This is a genomic window from Nautilia profundicola AmH (assembly GCF_000021725.1).
Classification (GTDB): domain Bacteria; phylum Campylobacterota; class Campylobacteria; order Campylobacterales; family Nautiliaceae; genus Nautilia; species Nautilia profundicola.
In genome coordinates this window covers 1,114,341-1,134,286 of sequence record NC_012115.1, presented here as the reverse complement: position 1 = coordinate 1,134,286, position 19,946 = coordinate 1,114,341, and the positions used below count along the sequence as shown (strand labels likewise).

Genomic DNA, 19,946 nt, shown 5'->3' with positions numbered 1-19,946 from the left:
TTTTCCTTTTAAAGGTTAAAAATGTCTAATAAAGTATCAATTGTAGGTGCAGGAAATGTCGGAAGTATTGTTGCTTATTCTCTTGCAATGCAAGGGCTTGCTCATGAAATTATTTTAGTTGACAGAGATACTGATAGAGCTAAAGGTAAAGCACTTGATATGTCTCATGCGGCAAGTGCTGTGAGAAGCCATTCCATTGTAAGAGCAGCTGAAAGTTATGAAGATGTCAGAGGGAGTAAAGTTGTAGTTATTACTGCAGGATTTCCGAGAAAACCCGGAATGACAAGAGAAGATCTACTTTTCAAAAATGCTGAAATTATGAAAGATGTTGTAACTCAGGTAAAAGAAGTAGCTCCCGATGCGATTTTGATCGTTGTATCAAACCCTCTTGACGCCATGACTTATACCGCGTTAAAAGTATCAGGCTTTCCTAAAAACAGAGTAATCGGAATGGCTGGTATTCTTGACAGTGCAAGAATGGCTTATTTCATATATGAAAAACTTGGATACGGTGCCGGACAGATCAGGGCGAGTGTAATAGGCGGACACGGTGATTTTATGGTGCCTCTTCCAAAGTATTCGACAGTAGCCGGTGTTCCTTTAAGTGATCTTTTAAGTCAAAAAGAGATTGATGAAGTTGTTGAAAGAACAAAAAAAGCCGGTGCTGAGATTGTAGGATATCTTAAAACGGGAAGCGCATATTTCGCACCCGGAAAATCAACTGCGATAATGGTTGAAGCAATTCTTAAAGACTCTAAACAAATATTCCCTTGTGCAGCGTATCTTGACGGAGAATACGGATATAAAGACATCGTAAATGGTGTACCTGTAATGATAGGTAAAGACGGTGCCGAAAAAGTTATCGAAGTAACACTTGATCCGTGTGAAAAAGAACTGTTCAGAAAAAGCGTTGGCGCTGTAAAAGAGATGGTGGATATATTAAACAAAGATTTTTTAAAGGAAGAAAAATGAGAGTAGTTAAATATGACGATATCGTAAAATCTATTAGAGATATGATTATCTACTCAACAACTCACTTGGCTCCCGATATGCTTGAAGCACTTAAAAAAGCATATGAAGAGGAAAAAAGTGAAGTTAGTAAAGCTGTGTTAAAACAGCTATTAGAAAATGCTGAAATTGCTGAAAAAGAGTGGAAACCATTATGTCAGGATACCGGTCTTGCAATTTATTTCGTAAAAGTCGGTGAAGATGTAAAGGTTGAAGGCGGTACACTTAAAGATGCTATTTATGAAGGGACAAGAAAAGGTTATGAAGAAGGATATTTAAGAGCTTCTACATGTGACTGTTTTACAAGAGCAAACCTAAAAGATAAAGCTGGATATAACTTACCGCCGGTAATTTATTTCGATTTGGTTCCAGGTGATAAAATAGAAATTGAATATGCTGCAAAAGGTGGAGGAAGTGAAAACGTATCGCGTGCAACGGTTCTTGCTCCTGCTCAGGGTAAACCTGGAATTAAAGAGTTTGTTAAAAAAGTTGTAAGTGATGCAGGTCCGAATCCTTGTCCGCCGTTAGTAGTTGGTGTTGGAATTGGTGGTAGCTTTGACATGGCTGCAGTTATGAGTAAACATGCACTCTTTAGAAGTATCGGTACTGAAAATCCTGATCCGGAAATGGCAGAGTTTGAAGCAGAACTGAAAGAAGAATTAAACAAATTAGGAATCGGTGCTATGGGTATGGGAGGAACACAAACTGTTCTCGCTGTTCATATAGAAACATATGAAAACAGAATGTGTCATATAGCATCACTGCCAGTTGCGGTAAATATACAATGTCATAGTTCAAGACATTCACATATAACTATTTAAGGAGAAAAAATGGCTGAATATAGATTAAAAACTCCTCTAAGTGATGCAGACGTAGAACAACTTAAAGCCGGAGATATCGTATATCTTACAGGTGTGATTTATACTGCAAGAGATGCAGCTCACAAAAGACTTGTTGATTTAATAGAAAAAGGTGAAGAGTTACCGTTTGATTTAAAAGGTAGTGTAATTTACTTCGTAGGACCAACTCCTCCAAAACCTGGTGATCCTATCGGAAGTGCAGGACCTACAACAAGCTATAGAATGGATAGTTATTCTCCTATTCTTATTAAACACGGGCAAAAGGGAATGATCGGTAAAGGTAAAAGAAACGAAGCGGTAAAAGAAGCTTGTAAAAAATATAAAGCAGTATATTTCGGGGCGACCGGAGGTGCCGGAGCGCTTCTTGCACAAAGAATCAAGTCTGCTGAAGTTATCGCATATCCGGAACTTGGACCTGAAGCGATCAGAAAGTTAGAAGTTGAAGACCTTCCTGTTGTAGTAGTTAACGATTGTTATGGTAATGACTTATACGAGCAGGGAAGAAAAGAGTGGGAACAAAAATAACGGCTAATAGATAGATGGCTATCTGTTTACGTTATATTACTAATCAATAGAAAGGAGTATAGATGAATATACATGAATATCAAGCAAAAGAGATATTTAGAAAATACGGTGTGCCTACACCAAGAGGTGGAGTGGCATTTACTGGTCCTGAAGCGAGAAGAGTTGCTGAAGAACTTGGTGGAAATTTATGGGTTGTAAAAGCTCAGATTCATGCAGGTGGTAGAGGTAAAGCTGGTGGTGTAAAGCTCGCTAAAAGCCTTGACGAAGTAGAAAAAATAGCTGAAGAAATGCTTGGAATGACACTTGTTACCCATCAGACTGGTCCTGAAGGTAAAGTGGTAAAAAAAGTATATATTGAAGAAGGTGCAGACATCAAAGACGAACTATATCTTGGTATGGTACTTGATAGAGCACTTGAAATGCCTGTAATGATGGCATCTACTGAAGGTGGTATGGAAATTGAAGAAGTGGCTGAAAAAACACCTGAAAAAATTATTAAAGTTGCAATTGATCCTGCAATCGGATTCCAGCCGTTCCATGCAAGAAAATTAGCGTTTGGTCTTGGACTTCCAAAAGACGAACAAAGAGAATTTATTAAATTTGCAAGCGCACTATATAACGTTTATATGGATAATGATGCTGAAATGATTGAAATTAATCCTCTAATCAAAACTGGTGACGGTAAATTCCTTGCACTTGACGCTAAAATGGGATTTGACGATAACGCACTATATAAACATCCTGAAATTGCTGAAATGAGAGACTTAGATGAAGAAGAACCTACTGAGGTAGAAGCTAAAAAATACGGACTAAGTTACATTAAACTTGACGGAAACGTGGGATGTATGGTTAACGGTGCAGGACTTGCTATGGCTACAATGGATATTATTAAACATGAAGGGGGAGAGCCGGCAAACTTCTTAGACGTTGGTGGTGGAGCTAACCCTGATACGGTTGCTAAAGGTTTTGAAATTATCCTAAGTGATCCAAATGTAAAATCAATATTCGTTAACATCTTTGGAGGTATCGTTAGATGTGACAGAATTGCAAACGGTATTTTACAAGCAACTGAAAAAGTAGAAGTAAACGTTCCTGTAATCGTAAGACTTGACGGAACAAACGCAGAGGAAGCTGCTGAAATTCTTAGAAATGCAAATATTAAAAACATTATCCCTGCTGAAAATTTAAAAGACGGTGCTAAAAAAGCTGTTGCTGCTGCGAAAGGAGAGTTATAATGAGTATTTTGGTAAATAAAGACACAAAAGTAATCGTTCAAGGATTTACTGGTAAAGAAGGTACTTTCCACGCTGAACAATGTATGGCATACGGAACACAAATCGTAGGTGGTGTTACGCCAAATAAAGGTGGTATGACTCATCTTGGAAAACCTGTATTCAATACTGTTGAAGATGCTGTAAAAGCAACAGGTGCGACAGTTAGTATGATTTTCGTTCCTCCTGCATTCGTTGCAGATGCGGTAATGGAAGCGGCAGATGCGGGAATCGAACTTGCTGTAATTATTACAGAAGGTGCACCTGTTAAAGATATGATGTACGCTAAACATTATGCACAGAAAAAGGGAATGAACACAATCGGGCCAAACTGTCCTGGTATTATTACTGCTGAAGAGTGTAAAATAGGAATTATGCCTGGTAACATCTTTAAAAAAGGAAACGTTGGTCTTATTTCTAAATCTGGTACATTAACTTACGAAGCAAGTAACCAGGTAGTAAAAGAAGGATTCGGAATCACTACTGCCGTTGGTATCGGTGGAGACCCGATTATCGGTCTTAGCTACAAACAATTACTTCCAATGTTTGAAGCTGATCCTGAGACTGAAGCAATCGTAATGATCGGTGAAATCGGTGGAGATCTTGAAATTCAGGCAGCAAAACTTATTAAAGAACAGATTAGTAAGCCTGTAGTTGCGTTTATTGCAGGACAAACTGCTCCTAAAGGAAAAAGAATGGGGCACGCTGGTGCAATTATCAGTGGAAGTAAAGGTACTGCAGCTGAGAAAATGGCAGCACTTGAAGAAGCAGGGGTGTATGTAGTGAAATCTCCTGCAGATATCGGTGCGACAGTAGCGAAAGCTCTTAAAGAGAAAAAATAATTTTAACCCTTTTTTGGGTTATTATGTTTGTAATAATAGTGTCTGTCACTTTTTAGTTATAAAGTTTAAGAATATTTTTTTTACAATGATAATTTTATGTAACATTTTTACACAGTCTATGTGTATGAAAAAATTATTAAGAGTTTTTCTGTATTAAATTTGGTATCATATATAACGTAAAGAAACGCTAAAGGAGTTTATATGGCATTAAATGTAGATTTTAAAATTCCAGCACCGGAAAATACGCCGGTATGGGTTGATGAAAGTAAATGTAAAAGTTGTGAATTATGTGTAGATTTCTGTCCTACAGGTGTTCTTGAAATGGTACCGGATCCGCATAATATTTTAGGGCAAATGGTAAAAGTAACACATCCTGAATATTGTATCGGTTGTAAAGAGTGTGAACTTGAATGTCCGGATTTTTGTATATTTGTGGCAGAGAGAGATGAATATAAATTTAAAAAATTAAATGAAGTTAAAAAGTTAAAAGGAGAAGCGTAATGCCAAGAGAAATAGTAAGTACAGGAAACCAGCTGGCAGCATTAGCGGCGATTGATGCTGGATGTAGATTTTTTGGTGGTTATCCTATTACACCATCAAGTGAAGTTGCACATGAAATGAGTAAACTTCTACCAAAAGTTGGTGGTCAATTTATCCAAATGGAAGATGAAATTGCAGGTATTTCAGTTGCACTTGGTGCAAGTATGAGTGGTGTTAAGTCTATGACAAACACATCAGGACCTGGTATTTCACTTAAAGCTGAGCAAATAGGTTTAGCATTTATCGCAGAAGTTCCGCTTGTAATTACAAACGTTATGAGAGGTGGTCCAAGTACAGGTCTTCCAACAAGACCACAACAGGGTGATATCCTTCAGGCACAAGCACCGACTCACGGTGATTATCAGTCAATTACTCTATGTGCTGGAAGCCTTGAAGAGTGTTATACTGAAACAGTAAGAGCGTTTAACCTTGCTGAAAGATTTATGACTCCTGTATTTGTGTTACTTGACGAAACACTTGGGCACATGGTAGGTAAAGCTGAGCTTCCTGATCTTGAAGAAGTACAGAAAAATATTGTAAACAGAAGAGTGTTCGAAGGTGATCCTGCAGAATATAAACCATATGATGTTCCTCAAGATGAGCCGGCAATTCTTAATCCGTTCTTTAAAGGGTACAGATATCACGTAACAGGATTACACCACGGACCAACTGGATTCCCAACTGAAGATGCGGTACTTTGTCAAAATCTGATTGACAGACTGTTTAATAAAATTTTAGCTCATAAAGATGAGATTGAAAGTTATGAAGAATTTATGCTTGACGATGCTGATATTGCAGTAATCGCATACGGAAGTGTGTCACTTTCTGTAAAAGAAGCTATTAAAGAACTTAGAAAAGAAGGTATTAAAGTAGGACTGTTCAGACCTATTACATTATGGCCGTCTCCGGAAGAAAAAATTGCGGAAGTATGCAAAAAATTCGACAAAGTTCTTGTAACTGAAATGAACAAAGGTCAGTATATTAAAGAAATCGAAAGAGTAAGCGGAAGAAGAGATTTCGAAACTCTATTCAAAGCAAACGGTAGACCTATAAGCCCGGCAGAAATAAAAGCAAAATTAAAAGAAATGGTATAAGGAGTAGATAATGGCATTTAATTACGATTATTATTTAAGAACAGACAAAATGCCAACACTATGGTGTTGGGGATGTGGTGACGGTATTATTATGAAAGCAATGATTAGAGCTTTCGCAAAACTTGGATGGGATAAAAACGATATCTGTGTTGTATCTGGAATCGGATGTTCAGGAAGATTTTCAAGTTATATTGACGCGAACACTGTTCATACGACACACGGAAGAACTGTAGCATACGCAACAGGAATCAAACTTGCAAACCCTGATAAACACGTTATCGTTGTTGCTGGTGACGGTGACGGACTTGCAATCGGTGGTAACCATACAATTCACGGATGTAGAAGAAATATTGACCTAAACTTCGTATTAATCAATAACTTCATCTACGGTCTTACAAACAGCCAGGTTTCACCAACTACTCCAAAAGGTGCATGGTCAGTAACAACTCAGTACGGAAACATTGACCCGACTTTTGACCCGGCAGAGCTTGCTAAAGGTGCAGGGGCTACATTTATCGGTAGAGAAAGCGTTGCAGAAGCTCAAAAACTTGAAAGATTATTTGTAAAAGGTTTCCAACATAAAGGATTCAGTTTCTTTGATATTCATTCAAACTGCCACGTAAACTTCGGTAGAAAAAATAAATTAGCTCAAGCTAAACAAAACATGGATTGGATCGAAGGTAACTTGATTCCTAAAAACAAATGGGATAAATTAAGCCCTGAAGAGCAATATGAACTTAAAAAACAAGGTAAATTCCCAAGAGGTATCCTACATCACGTAGAAGAGCCTGAGTACTGTGAAGAATACTACAAACTAATCGACAGAGTAAGGGGCAACTAATGAGAAAACAATTAAGATTTACAGGGGTTGGAGGACAAGGTGTCCTTCTTGCTGGTGAAATTTTAGCGAGAGCTTACGTAAAAGCTGGAAAATACGGTGTACAGGTAGGTACGTATACTTCTCAGGTTAGGGGTGGACCTACTAAAGTTGATATTATTCTTGATGATGAGCCGATTCTTTACCCTTATGCGGTAGACGGTGAAATCGATTTTATGCTTAGCGTTGCGGACAAATCTTATCAGCTGTTCAAAGACGGTGTAAAAGACGGTGGAATTATCGTATATGAACCGAATCTTGTTTATCCTACAGAGGAAGATAAAAAAAGATGGAACATGTATCCGATTGAAGTAATTACAATTGCTAAAGAAAAAGTAGGAAACGTAATTACTCAGTCTGTTGTTGCACTTGCAATCGCAACAAGAATGAACAACCTTGATCACGACCTTGTATTCCAGGCGATGATCGAAACTGTACCAAGCAAAGCTGTTGAAGTAAACAAAAAAGCATTTGAGCTTGGGTATCAGGCAGCGGAAGAAGCTTTAAAAACTAAAGCTTAATCTTCTTCCTTTTTTTATTTATATATATTAGTGTCTGGCACCTTTGTTGATTGTTGATTGTTGATTCTGAAGGGTCTGGCACTGTTGTTTGGCATATTTATTTGAGTAAAAGATATTATTAATAATTAAATTAAAGTTGAAAATATTAGTAAAGTAAGATTTAAATTTAGAAATAAAATATAAAAAAGTAAAAGGCTTAGTTGCCTTTTACCGCATCAAGTGCTCTTTGGAGAAGCTCTGCGTGGTATACTTCCTGTCTTGAGATAAAGAGTAAGAAGTTACTAAGTTCTTCATTTCCGATTTTTTCAGCTAAAATCAGGCATTGTTTTTCAGCGTCCATTTCTTCTTCGATGTTTTCTTTTAAGAATTCTACAATACCGATGTTTTCATATTTGTCATGAGGAATCGGTCTTGGAAGAGTGAGTACTCCCATTTGGCTCGCAAGTTCCGCAAATCTTCTTAAATGATATATGGAATCATATGCAAGGTCTGTGAACGCAGAATTTGCATCCACTTCGTTTGAATGTACTTTTAGGTAGCTGTAAATTGTAATAAGTTCATACTCTTTAAACGTTTCTTCCATTAAGAAAAATACAAGTGCAGCTTTCGCACTCTCTTCAAGTTCTACTCCAGGCAGTTCTTTTGACTGATTAAATGCGCTTACACTTCCTTCCAGATCAAGTTTTTTAAGCTGACTTAGGAAATATTCGTCGTCGTTTTTAAATCTGTCTGTTGAAGGAGTTTTAATTTCTTCATAGCTTCTTAAATTTTCTTCAAGGTCGTTAATTAATACTTCAAGTAAATCTTCTTCACTTTCCACTTCAATTTTTTTAATTTCTTCTACTTTAAAATCCATATCGAATTTGATTCCGGCTTTTACAGCGTCGGCCATTGCCCAAACCATATGTCTATATTTAAAGACCGCTATATCTTCAAGCAGTTTTTTAGCTGTCTGTTCTTTTACTATTACACTTGCATAAATGAATTTAATAAAACTTTCGTGTTGAAATCTGATTAATCTTTGCATCATCATCCTTTTTTTGTTTTAGTATAGCGAAAAAAATAAACTAAAAAATTGACTTACATCAATGTTTTATGATTTAAGACATATTTTATCGCATTTTCATAGCTTTTCGTATTTGCTTTTCCTTTATATGCTATGTCAAAAGCTGTACCATGATCTACTGATGTTCTTAATATAGGCAAATTCAAACTAACATTTATACTTTCATCAAAATAAAGAGCTTTAAGCGGTGCAAGTCCCTGGTCGTGATACATCGCAATAAATCTTCCTTTACGTGAGCAAAACGCGGTATCCGGAACCAACGGACCGTAATAAAATTCTTTATCGAGTATTTTATTTGCTTCATTAATAGCCGGGATAATTTCATTTATTTCCTCATCACCCAAAACACCTCCATCTCCGGCATGAGGGTTGAGCCCGAGAACTCCCACTTTATGAAAATTTGTAGATTTATGAAAATCAATGAAAAATTTTATTAAATTATCTTTTTTTACTCTATCAGCCACATTTTTAAGTGGTATATGCTCCGTAAAAAGGGCTACGTACATTTCTTCACATCCGAGCATCATAATAGCGTCTTTTTTAAATACGTCTCTTAATACTTCAGTGTGGCCTTTGTATTTAATTCCGGCTCTCATCCAGCTTTCTTTATTTATCGGAAGTGTTGTAATTGCATCGACTTTTTTATCTTTTGCCAGGTTAATAGCAGTCATGAAACTCTCAAACGAATATTTTCCAGCATCCGCATCTACAATTCCCGGTTTGATTTTAAAATCTCCTTCAACGTCAAAAGTTACAAAATCATCAGGAATAGGAATATTTAAAAGTTTTGCAGCCTGTTTCAAGATTTTTTCGTTAATGCAGTAAACGGGATTTACCCATTGTTTAATAATATTATGGGCTTTTAAGGCTATTTCGATGCCCACTCCGTTTAAATCTCCTATACTAACTGCTACTTTTTGCATATGTTCTTGCCTTTTCAAGATCGTCTTTCGTGTCTATTCCGAAACTTTTTGTTTTAACTTTGAGCATCGCTATTTTTTTTCCGTTTTCGATTACTCTTAACTGCTCAAGTTTTTCGATGTGTTCTATTGTGCCTTTCATTGTTATGAATTCGTCCAGGCTTTTCTTGTCAAATCCGTATATTCCGATGTGTCCGAAATATTGATGAGGAACATTGTCACGATTGTAAGGGATTTTGCTTCTTGAGAAATAGATGGCGTCTTCGTTTTTGTCCATAATTACTTTTACAAGGTTAGGATCACTTGCGTGCAGTTCATCTATTTCTTTGTAACAGCTGACCATTACAAAATCTCTGTTTTTTATTTCAAACAATTTTTCTTTGACAGCTGTTAATATTTCCGGTTCTAAAAAAGGCTCATCTCCTTGCATGTTAATAACAATTTCGTCATCTTTTAATTTTAAAATATCAGCAGCCTCTTTGATTCTGTCGCTTCCGCTTTGATGTTTATCACTTGTCATAACCGCATTGAAGCCGTATTGTTTACATATATCGATTACTTTCTGAGAATCAGTGGCAATGCATACATCATCAACTTTTTTAGCAACTTCTGCACACCAGATTATCATAGGTTTGTTGTTTATTTCCGCCAAAACTTTATTGGGAAGTCTGCTTGAAGATAAACGAGCTGGAATGATTATCATAAAACGCCTTTTTTTAGTGTATTATATTATAATTTCAAAAAAAGCTTTTTTAATTTAAAAAGGAACATGATAGATGACACTATACCAGCCGGCAAACGGATATTGTTACAATAGTGATACGATGTTTTTATATGATTTTATATCCAAATTCAACATAAAAGGCGATGTTTTAGAAGTAGGGGGCGGTTGTGGTGTTTTAGGGCTTTTGCTTAAAAGAGACTTCCCAAACATTAATTTAACAATAATTGAAAAACAAAAGCTCATGAGTGAGTTTATTTTAAAAAATATAAATGAAAACGCTCTTGACGCAGAAGTTGTTAATGATGATTTTTTAACATATAAATTTGAAAAAAAATTTGACTACATTATATCAAATCCCCCTTTTTATCAAGGTACGTTAAAAAGTGATAACGAAATAATCAAAACAGCAAGATATGAAGAGTTTTTACCTATGAGGGAGTTTTTTGAAAAAGTAAATAGAATTCTTAAAGAAAGAGGGGAGTTCGTGTTTTGTTATGATGCAAAAAGAATTGATGATATAATTTCAAATATGCCAAAACCTCTTAAAACGGTTGATATAAGGTTTATGCACCCGAGAGTTGCAAAAAAAGCGACCCTTGTGATGGTGAGGGCGAAAAGACATGCAAAATCTATGGTTACCGTTCATCCTCCTTTGATAGGTTTTGAGGGTGAAAATTATTCTGAAGAAGCAGCTGAAATTTATAAAAAAGCTGCAACCAAAAGTATAAAAATATAAGTGAAAAGTGAAAAATGAAAAATGAAAAGTTAATTTCAAAAGAAGGATTTTCATATAAATTCAATCCTGAAGCATGTAAGGATTGCGAAGGTAACTGTTGTATCGGTGAGAGCGGATATATTTGGGTAACTCCTCAGGATATAAAAAATATTGCTGCATTTTTAAATATAGATGAAGAGCTTTTTAAAAGTACATTTTTAATTAAAGTCGGCTATAAATACTCTTTAAAAGAAAAACCGTATAAAAACGGTTATGCCTGTATTTTTTTCGAAAACGGATGTAAAATATATCCTGTAAGACCAAATCAGTGCAGAACATTTCCTTTTTGGGATTATTACAAAGATAAAATTGAGGAACTAAAAAAAGAGTGCCCCGGTATAATTGAGGATGGAGAATGAAAAATTGAGAACAAATATGGGAAAATTAGCAGTTTTATTTTTGATACTGTTTATAACCGGGTGTAGTGTTAAAACCCCTCCTGTCGGTAAAAAAGTAATTCCTAACGAAGACGATTATATTATAAAAGCTCTAATGTATGAAGACGAGAATAATTTAACGGCAGCAGCGGATATGTATAAATTTTTATATGACAAAACTAAAAAACCTGTTTATTTTGAAAAACTGATAGAAGATCTTTTTTATCAGAAGAAATATAATGATGTTATAAAATTAAGCGACGAGTTTTTAGAAGACAGATTCGATAAAAAAATTTTTATGTACAAAATTTTAAGTCTGCTTGAACTTAAAAAAACAAAAGAAGCCAAAGAAGAACTGTTGACAAAACTTAATAAAAAAGATGAATTTTTTTACAGAATGATGGCGTTTATTTATTTAAAAGAGAGAAATTATAAAAAAGCCGCTGATTATTTAAAATCTCTGTATGCTTTGAATCATGACAAACAGACATTACTTCAGTTGGTAGATATTTTAATAAAAATTAAAAAATATAATGAAGCCCTTGCATATTTAAGAACCCATCTTGATATGTACGGATGTGAATTTGACATATGTCTAAGACTTGCGATAATTTACAAACAAACTTATGATTATGACAATTTGGCTACCATATATGAGAAGATGGGTAAATTTGATCAAAAATATTTGATGTTTGCACTTAGGATTTATTTAGATAACGGAGAATTTGATAGAGCGCTTAAACTAATAGACAATAATAATTTAGGGGACGAATACAAACTTATTGTATATGAAACAAAAAAAGATTATAAAAAAGCGGCTTTTTATGCTTACAAACTTTATGAAAAAACTGCGAAACTACCTTATTTGTTGAAATACTGTACTTATAGATACGAATCGGAACCAACTAAAAAAACGGCAAAAGAAATTGTTCCGAAATTAAAATATCTTTTAAAATTTTATCCGAGTGCTTATTTGTATAATTTTTTGGGTTATATATTGATTGATAAAGGTATAAATATTAAAGAAGGTTTGAAATATGTACAAAAAGCCGTAGAATTAAAACCTGACAATGAAGAATATATTGATTCTCTTGCTTGGGGGTATTATAAACTCGGTAAATGTAAAGAAGCTTGGAACATAATAAAATATATTAAATTAAAAGACAAAGAAATTTTGTATCACAAAAGAAAAATAAAAGAGTGTATTAAAAAGATAAAATCTAAAAAAGGGAAAAAATGATACTTGATAAGATCATCGCTCAAACAAAAAAAGATTTGGATAATAGAAAAAATAGTAATGATTTTAATAAATTTTTAGCTCAAAAAAGAGATTTCAGGGATGTGAAAAAAGCCCTAAAAGCCACACCGGATAATCCGTACAGAATAATAGCCGAAGTTAAAAAAGCAAGTCCTTCAAAAGGAATCATCAAAGAAGACTTCAATCCTGTTGAAATCGCAAAAGAATATATAGAAGTTGCGGATGCAATGAGTATATTAACGGAGCCGCATTTTTTTCAGGGGAGTCTGGAATATTTAAAAGAGATTAATAAATTCAGTCCGATTCCGCTTTTAAGAAAAGATTTTATAATTGACGAATTTCAAATAGCCGAAGCTTATGCGGCGGGGGCCGATTTTATTTTGCTTATTGCTAAAGCTCTTGATGTTTCTACACTTAAAAGACTATATGATTTTGCGAAAAACACAGGTCTTGAAGTACTTTTTGAAATTCACGACGAAGAAGATTTACAAAAAGGCCTTGAAGTCGGTGCCGATATTATAGGATTTAATCACAGAAATCTTGAGACTTTTGAAATGGATATGGATTTAAGTAAGAAACTGATTCCAAAACTTCCAAAAAATGTGATTGTAGTAGCTGAAAGCGGTATCAATGACTTTGAAACTGTTAAAAAACTCTCCCGTAACGGAGTCGACGCGTATTTGGTGGGCGAGCATTTTATGAGGCAGGATAATATTAAAAAAGCCGTTTTAACATTAAAGGGTAAAACGGAATAGTTTTTGCTCTTTTTTTAAAAAAAGGGATTTTATGAAAAAATATATAATTTTTGGCAGTTTGCTTGTGCTGTTTTTCACAGGATGTGCATCTCACTCTATGGATCCGACTATAAATATGAAACCGCCTAAATATGTGGAACAAATGCCGAGTCAGGATAATGATTTTCCTCAGAATAATCCGGGTTCATTATTTACAAACGGTGACAATCTTTTTTCAGATACAAAAGCTATGAAAGTAAATGATATAGTAACCGTAATTATTACCGAAGAAGTAAAACAGTCAACTCAGGCGAGTAAAAAACTGAGTGAAACAAATGCGGACAACGGCGGGCTTTTCGATGCTACGGTTAGCGGAGGAGTCAGTATTAACGGTAAAGACCATACGTTCGGAAAAACGGGGCTTAGTTTGAATTTTCCTTCTATGAATTCAAACAGATCTTTTCAGGGAAGCGGAACTCAGCAGAGAAACGAAACATTCCAGACAACAATCAGTGCAAGAATAGTCAAAGTACTGAAAAATGGAAATTATTTTATTATGGGAACTCGTGAAATTTATGTAGACGGCCAAAAACAGCTAATCCAAATCAGCGGTGTTATAAGACCTCAGGATATTGCCGCGGATAATACGATTGACAGTAAGTACATAGCGGATGCCAAAATCGCCTATAAAACAGAGGGTGATATTAAAAGATATACTGAACAAAACTGGTTTGCAAAATTTTGGAGTGCCATTGCACCTTGGTAAAATTTAGTTAAAAGTGTAAAAAGAATAGTGAAAAGTGGCTGGTTAATTTAACTTAATATATATGACGTTATGGCGTCGGCAAGTAAAAAATCATAAGAATAAATTTTATTCTCTTTTTTGAAGAGTTTGTTTTCCGAGATTAAAATCTCTACCCTTTTTTGTTCTTCTTTATTTAATATGCTTTCGTCAAAACCTACAATTGAACGGAGTCCCAAAAAAACTTTTTCTTTTTTTATATCTTCATCGGATAAGTATTCATATTTGTATTTTGTAGGATGTTTGAGATATTCATAAACACTGTTTTGAGTGTAATATCTTTCAATTTTCCATTCTCCATTTTCCATTCTCCATTTCTTAAATCCCACCGCTCCTGAGCCTATGCCGAAATACTCTTTTCCCATCCAATATCCGAGATTATGCAGGCATGGTTTTCCGAAGTTGGATATTTCGTATTGGGAGAATTTTTCTTTTATTTTTTCTATAAACCATATTTCAAGCTCTTCATCGTATTTGCGTTTTGAAAAATCATTCTCCCATTTGGTGTTTTCCTCAATAGTCAAAGAGTATGCGCTTATGTGTGTAACAGGTAAGCTAAAGGCGGTATTTAGATCTTTTGTAAGCAATTTTTTTGTATCAAGAGCCGTTGAGTAAATCAAATCGAGATTAATGTTTTCAAAGCCTGCTTTTTTTGCGTTTTCTATAGCTTTTACGGCTTGTGTGGGTGAATGGTTTCTGTTTAAAAATTTTAATTTTTCCTCATTAAAGGTCTGTACACCGAAACTTATTCTGTTAATTCCTAAATTCTTTATTTCCTTTAACCATTCGTATGACGTATTAGGATTACACTCTATGGTTATCTCTTTTGCGTTTTTTATATTCGGTGAAATTAACTTAAAAAGTTTTTCGTAAAAATCTACACTCATTGTTGAGGGAGTGCCGCCTCCGATAAATACCGTTTCAAACTCGGTATTAGTGTCTATTTCGTGCAAAAACTGCTTTTTGACTGCATCAAAATACTTTTTTTTAAGATGGTTGATGTTTGTGTAAGAATTAAAAGCGCAATAGTTGCATTTACTGTCGCAAAAAGGGATGTGGATATAGAGCAGTTGAGAATTGAGAGTTGAGAATTGAGAATTATTTTGCACACTTTTGTTTTTTTTCTTATACATTCTTCATTCTCCATTCTCCATTCTCAATTAATTCGTTATAATTTTACTAAAAAAAGGTGATGTTTTGAAAAAATATAGGCCGAATGTAGCTGCAGTTGTTTTGTCTTCAAAATATCCGGAAAAAGTGGAGATTTTAATCGCCAAACGAAACGATGTTGACGCGTGGCAGTTTCCACAGGGAGGAATTGACGAAGGGGAGAGCGAAAGAGAAGCACTTTTAAGGGAATTAAAAGAAGAAATAGGTACTGATGAGGTAGAAGTTTTGGCTGAAATGCCTGAATGGCAGAAATATGATTTTCCAAAAAGAATCGCAAAAAAAATGTATCCGTTTGACGGGCAGAAACAAAAATATTTTTTAGTTAAATTAAAACCGAACGCAAAAATAGATTTAAACACTGAAGTACCGGAGTTTGAAGATTATAAATTTGTAAGTCTTGATGAAATTTTCGAATACGTTAAATCTTTTAAAAGACCGGTATATAAAATAGTGCTTGATTATTTTAAAAGACAGGGATTTTTATAAAGAATAAAGAAAAGGAAGTAGATAGATGTTAGTAGTTCAGAAATTCGGAGGAACGAGCGTTGGAGATTTGGATAGAATTCAAAACGTTGCAAATATAGTTAAAAAATATGCGGATGAGGGTAATCAGGTAGTAGTAGTTGTGTCTGCGATGGCGGGTGAGACTAATAAGCTGTTGGATTTTGCCAATCATTTCACAAAAACACCTCCACAAAGAGAAGTTGATTTACTTGTAAGTAGCGGAGAGAGGGTTACAAGTGCGCTTTTAAGCATTGCACTTCAGGCAATGGGTAAAGACGCTATTGCTCTTACCGGAAGACAGGCCGGAATTAAAACCACAAGCGATCACACTAAAGCCAGAATCATGGATATAGACCCTTCAAAAATGAAAAAGCATCTCGATGAGGGGAAAATAGTTATTATCGCAGGATTTCAGGGAATCAATGAAAACGGTGACGTTACTACGTTAGGACGTGGCGGAAGCGATTTAACGGCTGTTGCGATTGCTGGTGCACTTAATGCCGATAAATGCGAAATTTATACGGATGTTGACGGGATTTATACTACGGATCCGAGAATTGAGCCGAAAGCAAAAAAAATAGATATGATAAGTTATGACGAAATGCTTGAACTTGCAAGTCTCGGGGCTAAAGTAATGCAAAGCCGTTCAGTTGAACTTGCGAAAAAATTAAACGTTGATATTGAAGTTAAATCATCATTCAAACCGGAAATAAAAGGAACATTAATTACAAAGGAGACACCTGATATGGAAAAAGTTTTAGTTAGCGGTATTGCACTTGATAAAAACCAGGCAAGGGTAAGTATATTCGGAGTTGAAGACAGACCGGGAATCAGTGCCGAAATATTCGGAAAACTTGCAGATAAAAACATAAACGTTGATATGATTGTACAAAACGTAGGTAAAGACAACAAAGCAAACCTTACATTTACAGTACCTCAAACGGAGCTTGAACTTACAAAAGAAGTTCTTAAAGAATATGAAAACAAATCGGAATCAATAGAATATGATGATTCAATTGCAAAAGTAAGTGTGGTCGGTGTGGGAATGAAATCTCACAGCGGTGTTGCCGCGACTGCATTTAAAACATTAGCGGATGAAAATATCAATATTCTTATGATCAGTACGAGCGAGATCAAAATTTCTATGGTTATCGATGAAAAATACGGAGAGTTGGCTGTAAGAGCCTTACATAAAGCTTATCAATTGGATAAATAATGGATATAAATCATTTCACTCTCAAACTGATTAGAGATAAAAACATTAAATGGATGGAAGAAAAGAGGCTTGAATGGGTGCCTCTTGTCAGCGATTTTATTTCTAATGTTATTGAGGGGAAAAGTGTTCTTTTAATTACCGATTATAAAAGAAAGTGGTTTAGCGATTATATAATCAATAAAATCAATAACTTTCAGGATTTCAAACCTTCTTTTATTCCTATATACGATTTACAAAAGCTGGTTCCCCAGCTTGAACATGCAAGAACGGACGAACATTATGAAATGATAGAGGATATGCTTTCAATCAGTTTCAGTGATAATTATATTTTCTGGTATATCGGAGTGGAAACGCCGAAACTCAGATTTGCAAGAAATAAGCCTAATTCATTTTTTTGGATAATGGATATGGATTTGCATAAAAACTTCTTTTTAAAGTCTCTTGATGAAAATTTGGATAAAAAGCTTCTTGATTTGGCGGACATTCTAAACGAAACGCTCAAAGCCGCAATATTCGGAGAGGTTGAAATTTGAGCAAAATCATAATAACGGATGATTTTGAAAAAGTTATTAACGAATTAAAACCGGATGAAAAAGTGTTAGCCGATGAACTTAAAGTTGAAGATGTCCAGAAAATAAGAGAATTTGCGTATATTGCGGAAAAAAACAAAAAAACAATTCTGATTGCAGCCGAAAAATATTCGGTTGTATCACAAAACGCTCTACTTAAACTTCTTGAAGAACCACCTAAAAATATTGATTTTATATTGCTTGCCAAATCCAAATACGCACTGCTTGATACGATAAAATCCCGTCTTATATTGGAAAAGAAAATATACAACACCCTCAACGAAAGCGATATAGACATCTCCTCAATAACCAATGATAAAATTTTAGATCTTTTAAAAGAGGATTTGGACGTAAATGAAATTAAAGCATTAATATATAAAATAATGAAAAGTAAAGATCTTAATGAAGAACAGATGGAAATTTTAAGCAACGCAATAAAAATGATAGAATTAAATATAGATAAAAAAGCGGTACTTGCTCTTATAATGATGAGCCTGAAGGAGAGAATTTGAAAGTTTATAAACTTAACTGTGACATTGATTTATCTAAATTATTACTCAAAATAGGAGTCGATAAGCCCGGCATTGAAATAATGAAAAAGAAAAAAAGCGAATTTTTGTTTTATATAAAAGACATGAACTGCGGCGCCGCTAATATTTTAAAACAGGACGCATTAAGTATAGGTGCTGAACTTGCCGTACCTATGGGGGTTCCTAACTGTAAAAACAACAGTTTTGACGCGGTGCTTATGTGTAATAAAAAACAGCTTGAACTCCTTGTGAAAAAAGAGCTTGCCCAGCCTTTTAAACTGAAAATATTAGCCAAAGAGCTTAAAGAATTTATTGATTTACCTAAATTTCCGCTTAAAATTATGGGTGTGATTAACGCAAATGAAGACTCTTTTTTTGAAGGCAGCAGATTTAAAGGCTCTAATGCAGTAAGAGAAATAGAAAATATGATCAACGACGGAGCAAAAATAATAGATATCGGAGGAGTTTCGAGCAGACCGGGAAGCGTGTATCCCGGTGTTGAAGAAGAACTGAAAAGAGTAAAACCGATAATTGATGAAATATACAATTCCAAACTTTATGAAAAAGCGGTTTTCAGTATCGATACATTTGAAGCGGAAGTGCTTGAATATGCGCTTGAGAGGGGATTCAAAATAGCAAACGACATCACGGGCCTTGAAAGTGACGAATATGCAAAAGTAGCAGCCAAATACGGTGCGAGTGTAATAATCATGCATAAAAAAGGAAATCCTAAAGATATGCAGAAAAACCCTTTTTATGAGAACGTGATTTTAGAGGTGGATGAATTTTTTCAAAGAAGAATAGAAAAAGCAAAAAGTTTTGGAATAAAAGATATAGTTTTGGATGTGGGGATAGGGTTTGGTAAAAGACTTGAAGACAATATAGCTTTGATTAAGCATATGGAGCATTTCCTGCATTTCGGATACGAACTTTTAATAGGTGCAAGCAGAAAAAGCATGATAGATATGATAATGCAAAAAGAAGGTCTCACAACCACTCCCGCACAGAGGCTTCCGGGTACGTTGATTATTCATACCGAAGCTGTGAGAAACGGTGCGAGCATAGTCAGATGCCATGATGTAAAAGAGCATTTTCAGGCTTTAAAAGTATTTGAAGCGATTAGGGATTTTGATGTATAGAAGACAGATAGAAGTACTCGGAGAAAACAATCAGCTTTTACTCTCCCAAAAAAAAGTACTTATTGTCGGATGCGGAGGACTTGGAAACATTATCGCCACTACGCTCGGATGTATAGGACTTGAAAAGATATATCTTGTAGATTACGACGAAATTGAAATTCATAATATACACAGACAGTTTCAGTTTAGAAGAGATGATGTAGGAAAGAAAAAGGCTGATGTCCTTGCCGAAAGAATTGGCAGATGCGGTACTGAAGTGGAAGTTATACACGGATATTTTGATGAAAATATGGATTTGAATGTGGATGTCATATTTGACGCAACGGATAATTTTGAAGTGAGAAAAAAAATAGATCTTTTTTCTAAAAAAAGAGACATTCCCTGGATATACGCAAGCGTGGAAGAGTGGCACGGACAGGTTGGTGTGTTTAAAACCACTTCTTTTGAAATATTCGCCACCAAAAAACATGAAGTCAAAGGTCAGCTTCCTCCGATGGTTAACCTAATCGGATCATTATCTTCAATGCTCGGACTTAAAACATTGATAAATCAACAGGATGAAATATTATATTATATTGATTTCAGGGAAGATTTGGATATTAAGAAGTTTAGGTTTTAATGTGA

The 19,946-nt window shown here is 34.9% G+C and carries 24 protein-coding genes; 20 read left to right on the top strand and 4 right to left on the bottom strand.

Going from position 1 to position 19,946, the window contains the following annotated elements; translation table 11 throughout:
- Positions 1–21 precede the first annotated feature (21 nt).
- The 9 genes from mdh to NAMH_RS06045 all read left to right on the top strand — a co-directional run bounded on the left by mdh (position 22) and on the right by NAMH_RS06045 (position 7,538).
- On the top strand, positions 22–972 hold the full coding sequence (gene mdh, locus NAMH_RS06085; RefSeq protein ID WP_012663780.1) for a malate dehydrogenase: 951 nt from the start codon (positions 22–24) through the stop codon (positions 970–972).
- The gene (locus tag NAMH_RS06080) at positions 969–1,829 is read left to right on the top strand and encodes a fumarate hydratase (protein WP_012663767.1); all 861 of its coding nucleotides are present in this window, start codon (positions 969–971) and stop codon (positions 1,827–1,829) included. Before mdh ends, NAMH_RS06080 begins: the two co-directional genes overlap by 4 nt.
- Positions 1,830–1,838: 9 nt before the next feature.
- Entirely contained in the window at positions 1,839–2,393 is a 555-nt protein-coding gene (locus NAMH_RS06075; RefSeq protein WP_015902285.1) for a Fe-S-containing hydro-lyase, read from the top strand.
- 62 nt (positions 2,394–2,455) lie between these two features.
- Complete coding sequence (gene sucC, locus NAMH_RS06070) at positions 2,456–3,628, top strand: ADP-forming succinate--CoA ligase subunit beta (RefSeq protein WP_015902751.1); 1,173 nt, start codon at positions 2,456–2,458, stop codon at positions 3,626–3,628.
- Positions 3,628–4,506, top strand: a complete 879-nt coding sequence (gene sucD / locus NAMH_RS06065; RefSeq protein ID WP_015901776.1) for a succinate--CoA ligase subunit alpha — start codon at positions 3,628–3,630, stop codon at positions 4,504–4,506. Before sucC ends, sucD begins: the two co-directional genes overlap by 1 nt.
- A gap of 201 nt (positions 4,507–4,707) precedes the next feature.
- Positions 4,708–5,007: a 4Fe-4S binding protein gene (locus NAMH_RS06060; RefSeq protein ID WP_012663489.1), complete on the top strand. Its 300-nt coding sequence runs from the start codon at positions 4,708–4,710 to the stop codon at positions 5,005–5,007.
- Positions 5,007–6,140: a 2-oxoglutarate synthase subunit alpha gene (locus NAMH_RS06055; protein ID WP_015902837.1), complete on the top strand. Its 1,134-nt coding sequence runs from the start codon at positions 5,007–5,009 to the stop codon at positions 6,138–6,140. The genes NAMH_RS06060 and NAMH_RS06055 overlap by 1 nt, the downstream gene beginning before the upstream one ends.
- A gap of 10 nt (positions 6,141–6,150) precedes the next feature.
- On the top strand, positions 6,151–6,981 hold the full coding sequence (locus NAMH_RS06050; protein ID WP_012663736.1) for a 2-oxoglutarate ferredoxin oxidoreductase subunit beta: 831 nt from the start codon (positions 6,151–6,153) through the stop codon (positions 6,979–6,981).
- Entirely contained in the window at positions 6,981–7,538 is a 558-nt protein-coding gene (locus tag NAMH_RS06045) for a 2-oxoacid:acceptor oxidoreductase family protein (RefSeq protein WP_015902168.1), read from the top strand. The genes NAMH_RS06050 and NAMH_RS06045 overlap by 1 nt, the downstream gene beginning before the upstream one ends.
- A 196-nt stretch (positions 7,539–7,734) precedes the next feature.
- Here NAMH_RS06045 and NAMH_RS06040 read toward each other — a convergent pair whose 3' ends face one another.
- From NAMH_RS06040 to kdsB, 3 genes are read right to left on the bottom strand one after another with little or no spacing between them, the layout of a single operon-like run.
- The gene (locus NAMH_RS06040) at positions 7,735–8,565 is read right to left on the bottom strand and encodes a ferritin family protein (RefSeq protein ID WP_015902309.1); all 831 of its coding nucleotides are present in this window, start codon (positions 8,563–8,565) and stop codon (positions 7,735–7,737) included.
- Between the two features lie 53 nt (positions 8,566–8,618).
- Complete coding sequence (pdxA, locus tag NAMH_RS06035) at positions 8,619–9,527, bottom strand: 4-hydroxythreonine-4-phosphate dehydrogenase (protein ID WP_012663462.1); 909 nt, start codon at positions 9,525–9,527, stop codon at positions 8,619–8,621.
- Positions 9,508–10,227, bottom strand: coding sequence for a 3-deoxy-manno-octulosonate cytidylyltransferase (gene kdsB, locus NAMH_RS06030; RefSeq protein WP_015902330.1), 720 nt, complete (start codon positions 10,225–10,227; stop codon positions 9,508–9,510). The genes pdxA and kdsB overlap by 20 nt, the downstream gene beginning before the upstream one ends.
- 73 nt (positions 10,228–10,300) lie before the next feature.
- On the opposite strand from kdsB, the gene NAMH_RS06025 reads away from it, so the two are divergent.
- Genes NAMH_RS06025 through NAMH_RS06005 form a run of 5 tightly spaced genes read left to right on the top strand, consistent with a single transcriptional unit; the run spans position 10,301 to position 14,158 of the window.
- Positions 10,301–10,984 carry a tRNA1(Val) (adenine(37)-N6)-methyltransferase gene (locus tag NAMH_RS06025; RefSeq protein WP_012663850.1) on the top strand — a complete coding sequence of 228 codons (684 nt, stop codon included), beginning with the start codon at positions 10,301–10,303 and terminating at the stop codon, positions 10,982–10,984.
- Positions 10,985–10,998: 14 nt separating this feature from the next.
- Entirely contained in the window at positions 10,999–11,382 is a 384-nt protein-coding gene (locus NAMH_RS06020; RefSeq protein ID WP_012663788.1) for a YkgJ family cysteine cluster protein, read from the top strand.
- 16 nt (positions 11,383–11,398) lie between these two features.
- Positions 11,399–12,640 (top strand): tetratricopeptide repeat protein, encoded by a 1,242-nt coding sequence (locus tag NAMH_RS06015; protein WP_012663905.1) that lies wholly within the window; start codon positions 11,399–11,401, stop codon positions 12,638–12,640.
- Complete coding sequence (gene trpC, locus NAMH_RS06010; protein ID WP_012663589.1) at positions 12,637–13,413, top strand: indole-3-glycerol phosphate synthase TrpC; 777 nt, start codon at positions 12,637–12,639, stop codon at positions 13,411–13,413. Before NAMH_RS06015 ends, trpC begins: the two co-directional genes overlap by 4 nt.
- A gap of 31 nt (positions 13,414–13,444) precedes the next feature.
- The gene (locus tag NAMH_RS06005) at positions 13,445–14,158 is read left to right on the top strand and encodes a flagellar basal body L-ring protein FlgH (RefSeq protein WP_015902205.1); all 714 of its coding nucleotides are present in this window, start codon (positions 13,445–13,447) and stop codon (positions 14,156–14,158) included.
- A gap of 47 nt (positions 14,159–14,205) precedes the next feature.
- Here NAMH_RS06005 and hemW read toward each other — a convergent pair whose 3' ends face one another.
- Positions 14,206–15,327: a radical SAM family heme chaperone HemW gene (gene hemW / locus NAMH_RS06000; protein ID WP_083757935.1), complete on the bottom strand. Its 1,122-nt coding sequence runs from the start codon at positions 15,325–15,327 to the stop codon at positions 14,206–14,208.
- Positions 15,328–15,391: 64 nt separating this feature from the next.
- Between hemW and NAMH_RS05995 the strand changes: the two genes are divergently transcribed.
- From NAMH_RS05995 to NAMH_RS05970, 6 genes are read left to right on the top strand one after another with little or no spacing between them, the layout of a single operon-like run.
- A complete protein-coding gene (locus NAMH_RS05995) occupies positions 15,392–15,850 on the top strand; it encodes an RNA pyrophosphohydrolase (protein ID WP_015901878.1) in 459 nt (152 codons plus the stop codon).
- A gap of 25 nt (positions 15,851–15,875) precedes the next feature.
- Positions 15,876–17,084 carry an aspartate kinase gene (locus NAMH_RS05990; protein WP_015902182.1) on the top strand — a complete coding sequence of 403 codons (1,209 nt, stop codon included), beginning with the start codon at positions 15,876–15,878 and terminating at the stop codon, positions 17,082–17,084.
- A complete protein-coding gene (locus NAMH_RS05985; RefSeq protein WP_012663973.1) occupies positions 17,084–17,617 on the top strand; it encodes a HobA family DNA replication regulator in 534 nt (177 codons plus the stop codon). Before NAMH_RS05990 ends, NAMH_RS05985 begins: the two co-directional genes overlap by 1 nt.
- Positions 17,614–18,165: a hypothetical protein gene (locus tag NAMH_RS05980; protein WP_015902613.1), complete on the top strand. Its 552-nt coding sequence runs from the start codon at positions 17,614–17,616 to the stop codon at positions 18,163–18,165. The genes NAMH_RS05985 and NAMH_RS05980 overlap by 4 nt, the downstream gene beginning before the upstream one ends.
- Positions 18,162–19,322 (top strand): dihydropteroate synthase, encoded by a 1,161-nt coding sequence (gene folP, locus NAMH_RS05975; RefSeq protein ID WP_015902504.1) that lies wholly within the window; start codon positions 18,162–18,164, stop codon positions 19,320–19,322. Before NAMH_RS05980 ends, folP begins: the two co-directional genes overlap by 4 nt.
- Positions 19,315–19,941, top strand: a complete 627-nt coding sequence (locus tag NAMH_RS05970) for a HesA/MoeB/ThiF family protein (RefSeq protein ID WP_015901765.1) — start codon at positions 19,315–19,317, stop codon at positions 19,939–19,941. The genes folP and NAMH_RS05970 overlap by 8 nt, the downstream gene beginning before the upstream one ends.
- Positions 19,942–19,946: the final 5 nt, after the last annotated feature.